We start from the raw sequence: 16,890 nt of genomic DNA, 5'->3' as shown, positions 1-16,890 counted from the left end.
AAGAAAATAAAAGGAGAATGAAACTGTGAAAAAAATATTACTACTATCAAGTTTAATAGCTTCTCTTACTACTATGTCTGAAATTACTGGATATATTGAAGGTACTGCTAAGGGAAAAGTTGAATTTGAACAAAATGATACAAAAGGTAGCATAGATAAGCTAGGTATTAAAGGAGAATTTAAAACAAAAAATGTAACAATAGGGGCTTTTTTAGGAAATGAAGATTTTGAAAATATATCAAAGGAAAATCATTTGACAAAAGAAAGATATCTTGAAAATTTTTTAGATAAATCGAATGTATATATACAATATGATATTCCTAAGATGAAACAAACAGAGTCATACATCAAATTGACTTTAAATCCTAAAGAAAAAGAATATAATTTTAAAAAGGGAAATGTACAATTAGAAGGACAAGCAAAACATCAATTTAATAATGATTTGATATTTGGTGTAAATACAAAATTAACTTTACCTTTTGAAATAGAGAAAATAAGATCAGAACATATATTAACAATAGAAAAAAATAAGTTAGAAAAAATTGAAGATTTAAAAGCAAGTTTGACATTAAAACATGGATATCTAAAAAAAGGAAATGTAGCAGTAAATTTAGATACTAAACTTAAATATGCTAAGGTTAATATAGAAGGAGAGCTAGATTTTGTTTATCAAATCGAAGGGACATCAAAAGTAAAAAATATTTTAACAGATGCTAAGCAAGAATTAAATGAAAATTCATATGCACATTCATATAAATTAGCCACTAAATATGAAGTAAGAAAAGATTTAGAATTAATGGCAACAGCTAAGTTACAACACATACATTATGAAAATGCAAGCCTTGATAAAATAACACCATTTGATCAAATGAATGTATATGAAACAAAGGAAGAAAGACAACAAAAACTTAAAAAAGTTGAAGATGCGACAAATGACTTAAAAGCAATAGAAAGTCAAAAAGCAGACTATGAAAAAGCTAAAAAAGCAGTAGAAAATGCTATAAAGGGTATTGGGGACTATTTAAGAGAAGAAGAAAGACAAAAAAAAGCAGAATATGATAAAGTAAAAGATGAGTCTATTGTAAAAGAATATGTAGCTATTTCCAAAGAAAAAGATATACTTGATGAAGAAGTTAGTGAGCTTGAATATAAGCTGATTGATATTTATAATTTAAAAAATAAAAATAATATTGATGAAACAATCAGAAGTAAGAAAGAAAATGAAATAGCAGATAAAATACAATTGAAAAAGAAAGAAAGTCAGTTATTAGAAAAGAAATTAAATTCTATAAGTGGAACTTCAACTGAGAATACAACAAAAGCATCAAAATATCTAAGGGCTAAAAAGAAATTTGATAAATATAAAGTGGATAATAATGATTTTGAAAGAGATCATGTAAATAGTTATACTTTTGACAATGATGGAATACATCACGATAATGAAAATGAAAAGTCGAAAAATACTAAAACAATAAAACAGATAGAAGAAGAATTAAAAAATACAGAATATTACAAGAAAAAAGAAGCCCTAGATAAGGCTAATGCTGAACTAAAACCTAATAAGGAAGAGTATGATTTATTTAATTCAGTTAAGGCAAAGGCAGATTTAGTTAATTTTGGGATTGAAACAAAGATTAAATATACAGGTGTTAAAAATCTTACTATAATGGTTGACGGAGTGTTGGGAGGTATGTATCATTCTGAATTTAAAACATTTAGAAATTATCCTTCATATACTTCAAGTTATGCTAAATTGAATTTGGGTGCAAAATATGATTTCGATTGGATAAGCCCAGAATTGAATGTGACTACTAAGCTTGTTAATTTAGTGCCAGAATTAGTTATAGCACCTAAAGTATCAACTGAATATTCAATTAATAAATTAGACCTTAAGATTTCTTCTGAATTACCTATTAAATTTGGTGAAAGTAAGTTTAAATATTTAAATACAGGAATAAAGGTAGATGCTAATTTAAAATATACTTGGTAATTTACTAAAATTAAGATTGTATGTAATAAATATTGCATACATCTTTTTTTATATCAAATGTGCTATTGACAAATTGCCATTTATGTACTACAATTAGTATGTTAAAAAAATAACAAGAAATTGGGAGGATTTTTAAGATTATGGTTAATGATGTTCAAAGTTTAAGAGAACTTATGGCTAGAGTTAAAAAAGCACAAGAAAAATATTCAACTTTTGATCAAACAACAGTTGATAAAATTTTTAGAAAAGTTGCACAAAAAATTAATGATGAAAGAATTACTTTAGCTAAAATGGCACATGAAGAAACAGGAATGGGTGTAGTTGAAGATAAGGTTATTAAAAATCATTTTGCTTCAGAATATATTTATAATAAATACAAAGATGAAAAGACTTGTGGTGTACTTGAAATAGATAAGTCATATGGTATAAAGAAAATAGCAACACCTATAGGTGTAATAGCTGGGGTTATACCTACAACTAATCCAACTTCAACAGCAGCATTTAAAATTTTATTAGCACTTAAAACAAGAAATGCTATTATTATATCACCACATCCAAGAGCAAAGAATTCAACTATCTATACAGCTAAAATAGCTTTAGAAGTTGCAAAACAATATGGAGCACCAGATGATATAATTGGTTGGATAGATGAACCAAGTTTGGAATTATCAAAAGAATTAATGGCAGAAGCTAACTTAATTTTAGCAACTGGAGGACCTGGAATGGTTAAGAGTGCTTATTCATCAGGAACACCAGCTATAGGTGTTGGTTCAGGAAATACACCAGTTATATTAGATGAAACTTGTGATGTTAAAATGACAGTTAATTCAATACTATTATCTAAAACTTTTGATAATGGTGTAATTTGTGCCTCAGAACAATCATTAATCGTTAATAAATCAATATATGAAAGAGTAAAAAGAGAATTTCAATTAAGAGGAGCATATTTCTTAACAGATGAAGAAAAAGATAAGTTAAGAAAAACATTATTTAAAAATGGTGTAGCAGGAGCATTAAATGCTGAAATAGTAGGTAAGAGTGCTTATGCAATTGCACAACTTGCAGGATTTGAAGTTCCAAAATTAGCTAAGGTTTTAATTGCAGAAATTGAAAAAACAACATTTGATGAAGAATTAGCTCATGAAAAATTATCACCTATCTTAGGTATGTATAAGTCAGAAAATTTTGAAGATTCAATTGAAAAAGCAACTGCTTTAGTTGAATTAGGTGGTTTAGGACATACATCAGTTATGTATGTAAATCCTGCAGAAAAAGAAAAGATAGACTTATTCGGTAGAACAATGAAAACAGGAAGAACATTGATAAATATGCCAGCTTCACTAGGGGCTATAGGAGATGTATATAACTTTAAATTGGAACCATCATTGACATTAGGTTGTGGATCATGGGGTGGAAACTCAGTATCAGAAAATGTAGGAGTTAAGCATTTATTAAATATTAAAACTATAGCTGAAAGAAGGGAAAATATGCTTTGGTTCAAAGTGCCAGAAAAAGTTTACTTTAAATATGGTTGTTTACCACAAGCTCTTGAAGAATTAAAGGGTGAACATAAGAAAGCAATGATAGTTACAGATAAGACACTTGCTGAATTAGGATATGCTAATCATATTACAACAGTTTTAGAAAAAATTGGAATAGATTACAGAATATTCTCAGAAGTTGGAGTAGATCCTACATTGAGTTGTACTCGTGAAGGTGCTAAATTAGCAAAAGAATATAAGCCAGATGTTATTATAGCATTAGGTGGTGGATCTGCAATGGATGCTGCTAAAATTATGTGGGTTTTATATGAATATCCAGACATTAGATTTAAAGACCTTGCTATGAGATTTATGGATATTAGAAAGAGAATATTTGCTTTCCCTAAGATGGGTATAAAGGCTAAATTTATAGCTATAGCTACATCAGCAGGTACAGGATCAGAAGTAACACCATTCTCAGTTATAACTGACGATGAAACTGGTATAAAATATCCATTAGCTGATTATGAATTAACACCAGATGTTGCTATTAACGATCCAGAATTAATGTTAACTATGCCAAGAGGATTAACAGTTGCTTCTGGAGTAGATGCTTTAACACATGCTATAGAATCATATGTATCAGTAATGGCTACTGAATATACAAAACCATATTCATTAGAAGCAATTAAGATAGTTCTTCAATATTTACCTGAATCAGTTGCATTAGGAGTTAAAGCAGTTAAGGCAAAAGAAAAAATGGCTAATGCTTCATGTATAGCAGGTATGGCATTTGCTAATGCTTTCCTAGGTATAGTTCACTCATTGTCACATAAATTAGGTGGACAATTCCATATACCACATGGTATTTGTAATGGTATGTTATTAAATGAAGTTATAAGATACAATGCAACAGATGCACCAGTAAAAATGGGTGTATTCCCACAATATAAGTATCCAGATACAAAGAATAGATATGCTAAAATAGCTGATTTCTTAGGTTTAGGTGGAGAAACAAGAGAAGAAAAGATAGAAAAATTAATAGAAAAAATAGATGAATTGAAAGAAAGAGTAGGAGTACCTAAGACAATTAGAGATTGGGGAGTTCCTGAAAAAGACTTCTTAGAACATGTTGATCAAATGGCATTAGAAGCATTTGATGATCAATGTACACCAGCAAATCCTAGATATCCATTAATTTCAGAATTGAAAGAAATATATCTAAGAGCATATTATGGTGCTGAAGAATATGAAAAAATGTTTGATATGACTAAGGCAAATGACACTAAAGAAACTAAAGAAACTAAAAAGAAAAAATAATGAATAACCTTGGGCAGATAATAAAAGAGCAATTTTTAAAAATTGCTCTTTATTTTTATCTATTTAAAACTGCTTCAAATTTAAATTCAGCCATGTCTGGCATAGGTGCAGTAGGTCTATTCCAACTCTTTAAATAAAGCACTGTAAATTTACCATTTTCTTCAGTATATAGAGTACAATTGTCAAAGTCATTTAACGATTTATTTACTTTATAGTCAATATCACCAATTTTTATAAGACCTTGTTCTAAATTAGGATAAATATGAGAATGTAAATAACCTGTTAAAGAATGATAGAATTCACCTTTTTTATATTTTGTAGGCATTGAATAATTCAAATCTACCATAGTAACATTTGCTTTTATAGTGATAGACCCATCCTTATTTTCAATAAGATCAAAATTATTATTTATATCTTTATAACCATCCTTTGTCTTTTGTAAAAAAATTCTTCCCCAACCTGGAATATATAAAAGATCTTTTCCTTCAGATTTACCTAATTTAAGTGTTAAAGGTAAATAATGTTTAGTATCTTGAACTTTATATTCAACAAAAGATTCAAATACAGGTTTTTTTGGATGAGCAATAGATAATATTGTTAGTGTGAAAAAAGCCATTAATAGCGTTAATATTTTTTTCATAAATCAAAAACCTCCTAAATTTATTTGCATTATATCCTATATTTTTTTTAGTTTCAATAAGAGTTAGTCAGTTCCTAAAGGGAAAAATATTATTAATTCAATAAATATTGAATGAAATTAAAAAAAATTTTTTCAGTTAAATAAAATATGGTAAAGATTTAGGAATTATAGTATAATTTAGCTAAGTAGGTGAGAAAATGGATATAGCAAAGTCAATGATAAAAGCCATGAAATTAAGAAAAGATGATGAATTTGGCTTAGGTAAAGAAAATTTTATATACGAAGGACTAGATATATCAAAAATTAGATCTAAAATAGGTTATAGATCAAAAGATTTGGCAAAAGATGTAAAAAAAGAAGAAAAAAATGTTTTAGGTATAAAAGTATATAAATACTATATTCAAGATAAAATAGATAAAATAGTAATAAGTTTGCATGGTGGAGGCTTTTATGGAGGAGCTTCAGTTATAATGGAAAATTGCAATAAATATATTGCAAAATCAGGCTTTTGTGTTTATGCAATAGATTATACTTTAGCACCAGAAAAAAAGTTTCCAGATACAATGCACGAAATATATGATGTAGTAAAGGAAATAATAAAGATAAATCCAAAATGTAAAATAGCAATAATTGGGGATAGTGCAGGAGGGCATCTTGCAATGAATGTAGCCTTATTAGAACCAAAGCTATTTTCATATATTGCCCTATTTTATCCAGTTATTTGTTTAAAACAAAGAAAAGCTTGGAATATTAAAGAATATGGCTTAGAAGAAGATAGTATTTATGCAAAGGCAAGCATCAATTTTTTGTACCATATAATGAAATTAATACAAAAGCTTTATTTAAAAAAAGACTATGATGAAGAATCTAAATTTTTTGATTTGAGAAAAATTAGTATAGAAGATTTTAAAAAATTTGCTAAAGTAAAAGTAATAATGGCAGAATTTGATTATTTTAATTTGGATATAGAAGATTTTTGTTTGAAATTTAATATATCTGAAAGAATATACAAAGGTATGGGACATGGCTTTTTGGAATTTTTAGGTTATGTTCCTGAAGCGAAACAAGCTCTTGATGAAATAATAGAGGAATTAAAGGAAATTTAAAATGAAAATTTTAATAGTAAAGAAAGATAAATTAAATATAGAAAAAGAAATTCAAATTTTAAAAAAATATTCAATAGAAATAGTTAATGATAAACCTGATTATATTATAACCTTTGGGGGAGATGGAACTATATTAAGAGCAATGAAATATGCAATGAAATATAGAAAACCAATTTTAGCAGTTAATTTTGGTAGAATTGGTTATATGGCAGATATAGAAGCTAGTTTTTTTGAAAAGAGAATTAGAGAATTAAAAAATAAAGATTTTAATTTAAGTAAAAGATATTTGCTTGAATGCAAAGTTGGAATGAAAAAATATTATGCTCTTAATGAAATAGCTTTTAAATTTGAAAATATGGGAGAATTAAGTCTTTATGATGAAAATGTTGAAATAACAGGATTTCGAGGAGATGGACTAATTATTTCTACACCTACAGGATCAACAGCCTATGCTATGTCAGCTGGGGGAAGCATAATTCACCCTAGTATTAAGGTTTTAAATATAGTTGCAATTTCGCCTCAATATTTGGGAACAAGACCTTTAATTTTACCAGATAGAAATTTGAAAGTAATATCAAAAGCAAGAATATATGTAGATGGGAAATTAAAGAAAAAATTTTGTAAAGAAGTTTTTATTAAATATTCAGAAAAATATATCGAATTAATAGAACCACAAGATAAAAATTATTACTATATTTTAAAAAAGAAATTAGATTGGAGAGGGACAAGTGAAAAAAATTCTTAAGATATTTATTGTGTTTTTATCAATAATTTCATTAAATTCATGTAGTAAATTAACTGTTAATGGGCTTAGATTTTTAAGCCGTAATGTAATAAATGACAGAGATAAATTTTTAAAAAATATTGTATATATACATGGTTTAGTTGAAACTATAGATGCTAAAAAAGGCTATACTTTAAAATTATATGATTATAAGGGTGTTAAATTCTATAATTATAGAAAAAAGGAAAGTAAAAATGTACTTATATATTTTCATGGAGGAGCCTTTGTAATAGACACAATAAAAGGCTTATACTTTAAAATGAATGAACAAATTTTAGATAAGAGTCCACAAAATTATGAGATACTTATGGTAGATTTGAAAGGGAAAAAATATCCTGATCAATCAGTTGAATTAGAAAAAGTTTTAGAATATGCTTTTTCAAATTATGATAAGGTAGTCGTTGCAGGGGATAGTTCTGGTGGAAATGTCGTATTATCAACTCTATTAAAAAGAAGAGATGAAAATAAGAAATTACCTCAAGGTATTTTTCTTTTATCTCCTTGGACAGATTTGACAAATAATGCACCAAGTAGAAGATTCAATTTTAAAAAAGATGCACTGTTTGGGGAGGCTTATCCTAAGTTATTGGTGGATAATCCATATATTGAAGATGTGAAAAATAGAAAAGATCCATATGTATCGCCTATATATGGAAATTATAAGAATTTTCCAAAAACACTTATACAATATGGAAGTGATGAAATTTTGAGTGATGATTCAAAATTTGTTTACAATGCAATGAAAACAAGTGGAGTAGATGTTAAATTAGAAGAATATGAAGGTATGATACATGTATTTCAATTATTCCCAATGTTGGATAAGAGAGATGAAGCATTAAAAAATATTTCAAATTTTTTAGGAGAAATTTATAAATGAAAAAAATATTAAAATTAGCGATTATTTGTATATTATGTACTTCGTGTAGTGCATTAACATTAAAAAGTATGGACATACTTTTAAATAAAATTGTAATTGACAAGGCTAGATTTTTTAAAGTTATAGATTTTGGTTCAGAATTAATTGACACTGTTAATAAAAAAAGAGGTTATACTTTAAAGAAATTTAGCTATAAAAATGTTCTATTCTATAATTATAAAAAAAGAGATAGTAAAAATGCAGTTGTCTATGTACATGGAGGAGGCTTCATGGTTAATTATGTAGATAGTTTAAGATTTTCTTTTGCAGAAACAATAATAGAAAAAACAAAGGCAGATTTTGAGGTTGTACTTGTAGATATGAAAGGAACTAAATATCCAGAACAACAAGATGAAGTTAATGTAGTATTAGACTATGTTTTACCAAGATATTCTAAAGTTATAATAATGGGTGACAGTGCAGGAGGTAATATTGTATTATCAGCCTTACTTAAAAGAAGAGATGAAAAAAAACAACTACCAAATGGAATAGTTTTAATGTCAGCTTGGGCAGATTTATCTAATAATGTTCCAAGTAGAAGAACTAATTTTAATAAAGATATTTTATTAGGAAAAAAACCTATTGTATTACTTGACGATAATCCTTATGCAAGAAAGGTAAAAGATAAAAGAAATCCATATGTATCGCCAGTTTATGGTGATTATCATGGCTTTCCTAAAACTTTGTTACAATGCGGAGAAGACGAAGTTTTAAAAGATGATAGTGCATTAGTATATGAAAATATGAAAGAAAATGGAATAGATGCTAAATTTGAAATATATAAAGGTATGATACATGCTTTTCAATTATACCCGATTTTTTCAAAGACAGAACAAGCAGTTAAAAGTATAACAAACTTTTTGGAGGCTATATATTGTGATAAAGGAACTAATAATAAATAATTTAGCAATAATTAAAGATATAGAAATGGATTTTAATACGAAATTTAGTACTATAACAGGTGAAACTGGTGCAGGTAAGTCTATAATACTTGATGGAATAGCATTGATTACCGGAAAAAGGGCAAATGTTTCGTCAATTAGAAAAGATGAAGACTTATTAAAAGTACAGGCAGTTATAGAAATTTCGGAAGAGTTAAAGAATAGAATTAGTAAAATAGTTGATGATATTGATTTAGAAGATAATGAACTAATAATTTATAGACAAATTTCAAAAGATGCTAAATCAAAAATTAGTATAAATGGAAAAAGGGTAACTTTAAATGTACTAAGTAATATAATGGAATTGGTAGTAGATATAGTTGGTCAACATGAAAATCAATATTTATTAAAAAAGATTTATCACCAAGATTTATTGGATGCTTTTTTAGATGTAAAAAAATATGAATTAAAAGCAAGTGTTTCAAAAATTAGAGAAATTAATAGACAAATAAGTGAGGTTGAAGAAGAAAAAAAACAAATCATAGAAAAAAAGGATTTCTATAAATTTAGTATAAAAGAAATAGAAGCTGCTAATCTGTATGAAAATCAGGATGAAGAATTAGAAGAAAAATATAAATTAGCTTTCAATCAAGGAAGAATTAATGAAGGGCTTACAAATCTACAGATAGAATTAGATGAATATATGTTACCTAGTTTAAAAAGGGCCTTAAGAGGCTTGCAGTATATTCAAGAATATTCTAATATTTCTGAAATTTATGGTAAATTAGAAGAAGCAAGAGAAATTTTAAATGAAGTTAATAATGATATAGAAATTTCAGACGAAGAATATAATATAGATGAATTAAGTGAAAGAATAGATAAAATAAATAATTTGAAGAAAAAATATGGAAGTACTATAAAAGAAATACTTGAATATAAAAATAAATTAGAAAATAGCTTAGATAAATTAGAATACTCATCAGATTTTATTGAAGAGTTAAAAAATAAAAAAGAAATGTATATAAAAGAATATATAGAAAAAGCTGAAAATTTATCCAAGGAAAGAAAAGCCTTTGCAATTAAATTAGAAAAGGAAATAAATCAAGAATTAAGAGAACTTAATATGAAAGAAGCAAGTTTCAAAGTTTTATTTAATAAAAAAGAAGGCTTTTATGAAAAAGGAGTAGATGATATAGAATTTTTAATAAAAACAAATAAAGGACAAGATTATCAAAAATTAGCTAAAATAGCTTCAGGTGGAGAAATGTCTAGAATTATGTTGGCATTAAAAGTGGTATTCTCAAAAGTAGATAAATTAGAAACTTTAATATTTGATGAAATTGATGCGGGAATTTCTGGAGAAACAGTAAAATTAGTTGCAAATAAAATGAAAAAACTAGCTAAAAATGTACAAGTAATTTGTGTTACACATTCACCTAATATAGCAGCCAGTTCAAAAGAACAATTTTTGATATATAAGGAAAATGAAAAAGATAAAACTTTAACAAAAATAAAAAAATTGAATGAAGAAGAAAGAATTAAAGAAATTGCTAGAATTATATCAGGAAATAATATAAGCAAGGCTCTAGAAGAACATGTAAAAGAGATGATGAAAGATAATGACTGAAGATAATAACTATGTAAGTCTTAATGAATTTTTAGATTATTTGCGACTAGAAAAGGGAAGTTCTGAAAAAACTATTCAAAGTTATAGAAAAGATTTAACTATTTTTTTTGAAAAGATTAATAAAAAATATACAGAAGTAGTCAAAGAAGATATATATAAATATATTGAAAATATGAAAGAAAAGTATAAATATAACTCTGTTCAAAGAAAAATTTCTTCGCTTAAGTCCTATTATAAATTTCTTTATGTTAATAAGTATATTAGTACAGATCCAACAAATACAGTTAAGGCTATGAAAAAGAAAAAAAGATTGCCAGATATACTAACAGAGGAAGAATTAAAAAAAATAATAGATACATTTAATCATGAAGCTAAAAATGTAAGGGATAGATTAATTTTAGAATTATTAATAGCTACAGGTGCTAGAATATCTGAAATTGTTAATTTAGAAGTTAAGGATATTGAAGATAGCGATTATAGATATATAAGAGTATTAGGAAAGGGTTCGAAATATAGATATATCCCTATATATGAGCAGATTGCTAAAAAATTAAAGGAATATATTTATAAAGAAAGACTAGAATTAATAGAAAATAAAAGAGATTTTAGACTTTTTCCGCGAGCTTCAAGGGAACAATTTTATAAGGTTTTAAAAGAACATTCGAAAAGTTGTAATATAGAAAAACATGTACATCCCCATATGATAAGACATACAGTTGCAACAATTTTACTAAAAAATGGGGCAGACATTAGGAGTGTTCAAGAAATATTAGGTCATGCTGGTATAACTACTACAGAAATTTATACACATGTAGAAAAATCAAAATTAAAAAAAATATATGATAAGATAAAAATAGGAGATGACAATGAAAATTAAATTTTTGGAGCTTTTGGAAGAGGATGCTGCCATACAGATTTCAACGGTATTATATATAGTGACTTACGGTTTAACTTATAAATACAATGTAGCCAAATATATTTTTATACTGATATCTATTATATTTTGCTATAATTTAGTAAAAAAATATTTTAAAGAAGAAAAATATATTAAATTTCCTTTTTTTATAATACTATTAGATTTGCTATACATCTTTTTTGCAAGATTTAGTTTGCTTTATATTATTGCCTATATTTTAACTATAAGTTCTATTTGTTATAGCGAATATAAAAATTATAAAAGAGATGGAATATATGTAGCAATTGAACTTTCAATAGTTTATACAATAATAAGATTTTTGATTTTTATTAGAATGTTTTTTTAAGAGGTATCATATGAAAATATTAGTTACAGGTTTTAACCCTTTTGGGAGTGAAAAAATAAATTCTTCTATTGAAGCTGTGAAAGCATTAAAAGATAAGATTTTAGATGCAGAAATTATAAAATTGGAAATACCAACTGTATATATGAAATCTATAAAAAAGATAGATGCTGCCATAAAAAAATATGATCCAGATATAATATTGTCAATAGGTCAAGCAGGAGGTAGAGCAGATATTTCAATAGAAAGAATAGGCATAAATATAGATGATTATAGAATAAAAGATAATGAGGGTAATCAACCTATAGATGAAAAAATATTTGAAGATGGCAAAAATGCATATTTCTCAAATATACCTATAAAAGCTATGATTGAAAATATACAAAAAGCAAATATTCCTGCTTCTATTTCGAATACAGCTGGAACTTTTGTTTGTAATCATGTTCTATATGGAGTACAATATTTAATAAATAAAAAATATTTTAATAAAAAATCAGGCTTTATACATATACCTTATTTACCTGAGCAAGTCATACATAAAAAAAATGTACCATCTATGTCTTTAGTAGATATAGTTAAAGGATTAACAAAGGCTATTGAAGCAATAATAGAAAATTCTTGTGATAAAAAAATTAGTTGTGGAGAAATATGCTAGAAAAATAAAGCAATTAAATAAGATAGAGATATTTTTAAATTTACTAAAAGTTTAAAAATCTTGTATTTTTATACTAAATATAGTACAATAAAGGTCTAGTGATTGAATAAAAAAAAGAGAGGAGTGTAATAGTTTGGAAAGTGAGACATTGCTGACAATAAAACATTTGAACACGAGTTTTAGAATAAAAGATGATTATTATAATGCAGTAGATGATGTGTCAATAAATTTAAAAAAGAATGAAGTTTTAGCAATTGTAGGAGAATCTGGATGTGGTAAATCAACATTAGCGACTTCTATAATTGGCTTACACGATCCGATAAACACTAAAGTAGAAGGAGAAATCCTATTTAATAATAAAAATTTGGTTGGGCTTAGTGAAGATGAATATAATAAAATAAGAGGTAATAAAATAGGAATGATATTTCAGGATCCTCTTTCTGCACTGAATCCACTTATGAGAATAGGGCAACAAATTGAAGAAGGTTTATTGTATCATACAAAATTAGATGAAAAAGAAAGAAGAAAAAGGGTACTTGAATTAGTTAAAAGAGTAGGTATCCCTAATCCAGAAAGAGTTATAAATAGATTTCCTCATGAATTATCAGGTGGTATGAGACAAAGAGTAATAATAGCTATTGCACTTTCTTGTAAACCTGACATTTTGATAGCTGATGAACCAACAACAGCATTAGATGTTACAATACAAGCACAAATACTTGATTTAATACAAGAGTTAGAAGATGAAATAGGTGCAGGTATAATATTGATAACACATGACTTAGGTGTTGTTGCAGAAATGGCAGATAGAGTTGCAGTTATGTATGCTGGTCAAATAGTAGAATTAGCAGATGTAAATGAATTATTTAATAATCCTAAGCATCCATATACAAAATCTCTATTGAATTCTATACCTCAGTTAGATAAGGCTACTGAGCATTTACATGTTATACAAGGAACAGTGCCTTCACTTAAAAATTTACCAAGGGTAGGATGTAGATTTTCTTCAAGAATACCTTGGATAAGTGAAGATGAACATGAAAAGAATCCAATATTACATGAAATTTCACCTGAGCATTTTGTAAGATGTACTTGTTATAAGAATTTTCATTTTGATGATATGAGTGGTGATAATAAATGAGCAAAGTAATGGAAGTTAAAAATTTAAAAGTACATTATCCTATAAGAGGAGGCTTTTTTAATAGAATATTGGACTATGTTTATGCTGTAGATGGTGTAGATATGTTGATAGAATCAGGAAAAAGCTATGGTTTAGTTGGAGAATCAGGTAGTGGTAAATCAACAATAGGGAAGGCTATAATAGGTCTTGAAAAAGTAACATCTGGGGAAGTAATATATAATGAAAAAAGAATATCTTTGAATAAAATAAAGAGAAAATCAGCATATAGAAAAGATGTACAAATGATTTTCCAAGATTCAATGTCTTCATTAAATCCTAAAAAAAGAGTTTTAGATATTATAGCAGAACCTTTAAGAAATTTTGATAATCTAACAGTGAAAGAGGAAAAGAAAAAGGTAATAGAATTATTGAATATAGTTGGTATGACAGAAGATACTATCTATAAATATCCTTTTGAATTTTCTGGAGGACAAAGACAAAGAATAGGAGTTGCAAGATCAGTTGCAACAAAACCTAAATTAATAATAGCAGATGAACCAGTTTCAGCACTTGATTTGTCTGTTCAAGCACAGGTGTTAAATTATATGAAGGACATACAAAAGCAATTTGGCTTGAGCTATATCTTTATTTCACATGATTTAGGTGTAGTAAAACATATGTGTGATGAAATTTATATAATGTATAGAGGAAGATTTGTAGAAAAAGGATTAAGAGAAGATATTTATACAAATCCACAACATATTTATACAAAGAGACTAATAGCGGCTATACCAGATGTAAATCCTAGAACTAGGGATATAAATCGTGAAAATAGACTGTTAGTTGAGAAAGAATACAAAGAAAAAGAAAAAGAATATTATACAGAAAATGGTAAAGTATTTGATTTAAAACCATTAGATCCCACAAAGAGCAATGAAACTCATTTTGTTGCATTGAAAGGGGTGAAATAAAATGTGGAAAACAGTATTAAGAAGAATCCTTATAATGATACCTCAAATTATAATATTGAGTATTCTAATTTTCTTATTAGCTAAAATGATGCCTGGAGATCCATTTTCAGGATTAATGGATCCAAATGTTTCACCAGCAAGAATAGCAGAATTAAGACAAAAATTAGGATTGAACGATCCTTGGTATTTACAATATATAAGATGGGTGAGAAATTTATTTAGAGGAGATTTAGGTATAAGTTATACATATAAATTAAAAGTTACAACTTTGATAGGGCAAAGAGGATATAATACCTTTATTCTTTCATTATTTAGTGTTATCTTGTCATATGCAATTGCAATACCTTTAGGAATATTGGCAGGAAGATATAATGGATCAAAATTAGATAAGGCAGTTATTTTATATAATTATATAAGTTATGCAATACCAACATTCGTTTTATCAATATTAATGTTATGGCTATTTGGATATACATTAAGAATATTCCCTACATCGGGTTCAGTAGATTTAGGAATAAAACCAGGATCTATTCATTACTTTGTAAATAGGTTCTATCATATAATGCTACCATCAATAACATATGCATTATTAAGTACTGTTGGTACAATACAATATTTAAGAAATGAAGTTATAGATGCAAAACAATTAGATTATGTTAAAACAGCTAGAAGTAAGGGTGTGCCTGTTAGTAAAGTATATACAAAACATATATTTAGAAATTCAATACTACCTATTGCTGCCTTCTTTGGTTACACAATTACAGGTTTATTAGGTGGTTCAGTATTTATTGAAACTATATTTGGTTATCCAGGAATGGGGCAATTATTCATATCTTCAATAAGTTCAAGAGATTATAGTGTTATAACAGCATTGATATTGATGTATGGTTTATTAACATTATTTGGAACATTATTATCAGATATAATATTGAGTATAGTAGATCCAAGAATAAGAATAGAGTAGGAGGTTTTTTACATGAATAATAAAGAAGAAGAAAAATTCAGTGAAGCACCTACTGGATTTGAAGTTATAAAAAGAGAATTTTTAAAAGATAAGGTAGCCTTATTTTCATTAATAATATTAGTATCATTGATTTTAATAATATTTATATCATCTTTATTATTAAATCAAGAAGAAGTAATGACAGTAAGTTTATTGGATAAATTTGCAAGACCTGGTGAAGGATTTTGGCTTGGAGCAGATTCTGGAGGTAGATCTATTCTAGGGCAATTGATTATAGGAGCAAGAAATTCAATAATTATTGGGTTTTCAGTTACTATAATTTCGCAAGTGATAGGTATAATGGTAGGACTTATAGCAGGTTATTATGCTGGGCGTGTGGATAATATTATTATGCGTATAATAGACTTTATTATGATATTACCAACAACAATGGTTATAATAGTGTTTATAACAATAGTTCCAAAATATACAGTAAGTAAATTTATTTTCATATTAACAGCTTTTGTATGGATAGGTACGGCAAGATTGATTAGATCAAAAGCCTTATCAGAAGGTAGAAAGGACTATATTAGTGCTTCAAAGACCTTAGGTACAAGTGATATAAAAATAATGTTAACTGAATTATTGCCAAATATTAGTTCTATTATATTAGTAGATTTAACATTGACATTTGCAGGAAACATAGGTATTGAAACAGGATTGACCTTTTTAGGTTACGGTCTTCCGCCTTCAACACCATCATTAGGAACATTAATAAGTTATGCATCAAAACCAGAAATAATATCAACAAAATTATGGGTTTGGTTGCCAGCTTCTTTATTAATACTTGTCTTAATGTTATGTATTAATTATGTAGGACAAGCATTGAAGAGAGCATCTGATGCAAGACAAAGATTAGGATAGAATTAAAGTTATGAGTACAAGCTCATAACTTTTTTTATCTAAAAATAAAAAAAATAAAAACATTTTAAGCCAGTAAAAAAGGTATATTGAGAAGATTTTTGAAAAAAAACGAAAAAAAGATATTGACAAAGGAGTATAAATTTGGTAATATAGTGATTGTCAATAAAGACGAGGACACTAAGAAAAGAAAAGCAAACAAGATGTTAAGAAAAGACAAAAAAGGTGAAAAGAATATCGAAAGATAGATAAGAACGAAGAGTTTGATCCTGGCTC

At 26.9% G+C, this 16,890-nt stretch carries 15 protein-coding genes; 14 read left to right on the top strand and 1 reads right to left on the bottom strand.

Translation table 11 applies throughout. The features are described 5' to 3' along the window. The first annotated feature begins 25 nt into the window (after positions 1-25). Positions 26-1,990 (top strand): coiled-coil domain-containing protein, encoded by a 1,965-nt coding sequence (locus tag AWT65_RS05795; protein WP_066730094.1) that lies wholly within the window; start codon positions 26-28, stop codon positions 1,988-1,990. Between the two features lie 140 nt (positions 1,991-2,130). Then, positions 2,131-4,791, top strand: coding sequence for a bifunctional acetaldehyde-CoA/alcohol dehydrogenase (gene adhE, locus AWT65_RS05790; RefSeq protein WP_083497848.1), 2,661 nt, complete (start codon positions 2,131-2,133; stop codon positions 4,789-4,791). A 55-nt stretch (positions 4,792-4,846) separates the two neighbouring features. Here adhE and AWT65_RS05785 read toward each other — a convergent pair whose 3' ends face one another. Continuing rightward, entirely contained in the window at positions 4,847-5,431 is a 585-nt protein-coding gene (locus AWT65_RS05785; RefSeq protein WP_066730092.1) for a hypothetical protein, read from the bottom strand. A gap of 197 nt (positions 5,432-5,628) precedes the next feature. Here AWT65_RS05785 and AWT65_RS05780 point away from each other — a divergent pair, with 197 nt between their 5' ends. From AWT65_RS05780 to AWT65_RS05725, 12 genes are all read left to right on the top strand, one after another. Next, positions 5,629-6,537, top strand: coding sequence for an alpha/beta hydrolase (locus AWT65_RS05780; RefSeq protein WP_066730091.1), 909 nt, complete (start codon positions 5,629-5,631; stop codon positions 6,535-6,537). 1 nt (position 6,538) lies between these two features. Beyond that, positions 6,539-7,282 (top strand): NAD(+)/NADH kinase, encoded by a 744-nt coding sequence (locus AWT65_RS05775; RefSeq protein WP_066730090.1) that lies wholly within the window; start codon positions 6,539-6,541, stop codon positions 7,280-7,282. Continuing rightward, positions 7,266-8,198 (top strand): alpha/beta hydrolase fold domain-containing protein, encoded by a 933-nt coding sequence (locus AWT65_RS05770; protein ID WP_066730089.1) that lies wholly within the window; start codon positions 7,266-7,268, stop codon positions 8,196-8,198. Before AWT65_RS05775 ends, AWT65_RS05770 begins: the two co-directional genes overlap by 17 nt. Next, complete coding sequence (locus AWT65_RS05765) at positions 8,195-9,139, top strand: alpha/beta hydrolase fold domain-containing protein (protein WP_066730088.1); 945 nt, start codon at positions 8,195-8,197, stop codon at positions 9,137-9,139. Before AWT65_RS05770 ends, AWT65_RS05765 begins: the two co-directional genes overlap by 4 nt. Next, a complete protein-coding gene (gene recN / locus AWT65_RS05760) occupies positions 9,114-10,745 on the top strand; it encodes a DNA repair protein RecN (protein WP_066730087.1) in 1,632 nt (543 codons plus the stop codon). Before AWT65_RS05765 ends, recN begins: the two co-directional genes overlap by 26 nt. Beyond that, a complete protein-coding gene (gene xerA / locus AWT65_RS05755; RefSeq protein WP_066730086.1) occupies positions 10,738-11,622 on the top strand; it encodes a site-specific tyrosine recombinase/integron integrase in 885 nt (294 codons plus the stop codon). The genes recN and xerA overlap by 8 nt, the downstream gene beginning before the upstream one ends. Continuing rightward, positions 11,612-12,007 (top strand): hypothetical protein, encoded by a 396-nt coding sequence (locus AWT65_RS05750; protein WP_066730085.1) that lies wholly within the window; start codon positions 11,612-11,614, stop codon positions 12,005-12,007. The genes xerA and AWT65_RS05750 overlap by 11 nt, the downstream gene beginning before the upstream one ends. A 10-nt stretch (positions 12,008-12,017) precedes the next feature. Beyond that, complete coding sequence (pcp, locus tag AWT65_RS05745; RefSeq protein WP_066730084.1) at positions 12,018-12,659, top strand: pyroglutamyl-peptidase I; 642 nt, start codon at positions 12,018-12,020, stop codon at positions 12,657-12,659. A 133-nt stretch (positions 12,660-12,792) separates the two neighbouring features. Continuing rightward, the gene (locus AWT65_RS05740; protein ID WP_066730083.1) at positions 12,793-13,800 is read left to right on the top strand and encodes an ABC transporter ATP-binding protein; all 1,008 of its coding nucleotides are present in this window, start codon (positions 12,793-12,795) and stop codon (positions 13,798-13,800) included. Next, complete coding sequence (locus tag AWT65_RS05735) at positions 13,797-14,750, top strand: ATP-binding cassette domain-containing protein (RefSeq protein WP_066730082.1); 954 nt, start codon at positions 13,797-13,799, stop codon at positions 14,748-14,750. The genes AWT65_RS05740 and AWT65_RS05735 overlap by 4 nt, the downstream gene beginning before the upstream one ends. A gap of 1 nt (position 14,751) precedes the next feature. After that, positions 14,752-15,714, top strand: coding sequence for an oligopeptide ABC transporter permease (gene opp4B, locus AWT65_RS05730; RefSeq protein ID WP_066730081.1), 963 nt, complete (start codon positions 14,752-14,754; stop codon positions 15,712-15,714). Positions 15,715-15,726: 12 nt separating this feature from the next. Next, positions 15,727-16,617, top strand: a complete 891-nt coding sequence (locus tag AWT65_RS05725) for an ABC transporter permease (RefSeq protein ID WP_066730080.1) — start codon at positions 15,727-15,729, stop codon at positions 16,615-16,617. Positions 16,618-16,890 lie beyond the last annotated feature (273 nt).

Origin of the sequence: Sneathia sanguinegens (assembly GCF_001517935.1) — a bacterium.
GTDB lineage: Bacteria > Fusobacteriota > Fusobacteriia > Fusobacteriales > Leptotrichiaceae > Sneathia > Sneathia sanguinegens.
The sequence above is the reverse complement of the archived record's forward strand: the minus strand, read 5'-3'. Positions and strand labels throughout refer to the sequence as shown.

Bases quoted from the DNA above. Each gene is read 5' to 3' on its own strand.
- adhE (WP_083497848.1), top strand. From the start codon at position 2,131: ATGGTTAATGATGTTCAAAGTTTAAGAGAACTTATGGCTAGAGTTAAA.
- AWT65_RS05785 (WP_066730092.1), bottom strand. From the start codon at position 5,431: ATGAAAAAAATATTAACGCTATTAATGGCTTTTTTCACACTAACAATA.
- AWT65_RS05780 (WP_066730091.1), top strand. From the start codon at position 5,629: ATGGATATAGCAAAGTCAATGATAAAAGCCATGAAATTAAGAAAAGAT.
- AWT65_RS05775 (WP_066730090.1), top strand. From the start codon at position 6,539: ATGAAAATTTTAATAGTAAAGAAAGATAAATTAAATATAGAAAAAGAA.
- AWT65_RS05765 (WP_066730088.1), top strand. From the start codon at position 8,195: ATGAAAAAAATATTAAAATTAGCGATTATTTGTATATTATGTACTTCG.
- xerA (WP_066730086.1), top strand. From the start codon at position 10,738: ATGACTGAAGATAATAACTATGTAAGTCTTAATGAATTTTTAGATTAT.
- AWT65_RS05750 (WP_066730085.1), top strand. From the start codon at position 11,612: ATGAAAATTAAATTTTTGGAGCTTTTGGAAGAGGATGCTGCCATACAG.
- pcp (WP_066730084.1), top strand. From the start codon at position 12,018: ATGAAAATATTAGTTACAGGTTTTAACCCTTTTGGGAGTGAAAAAATA.
- AWT65_RS05735 (WP_066730082.1), top strand. From the start codon at position 13,797: ATGAGCAAAGTAATGGAAGTTAAAAATTTAAAAGTACATTATCCTATA.
- opp4B (WP_066730081.1), top strand. From the start codon at position 14,752: ATGTGGAAAACAGTATTAAGAAGAATCCTTATAATGATACCTCAAATT.
- AWT65_RS05725 (WP_066730080.1), top strand. From the start codon at position 15,727: ATGAATAATAAAGAAGAAGAAAAATTCAGTGAAGCACCTACTGGATTT.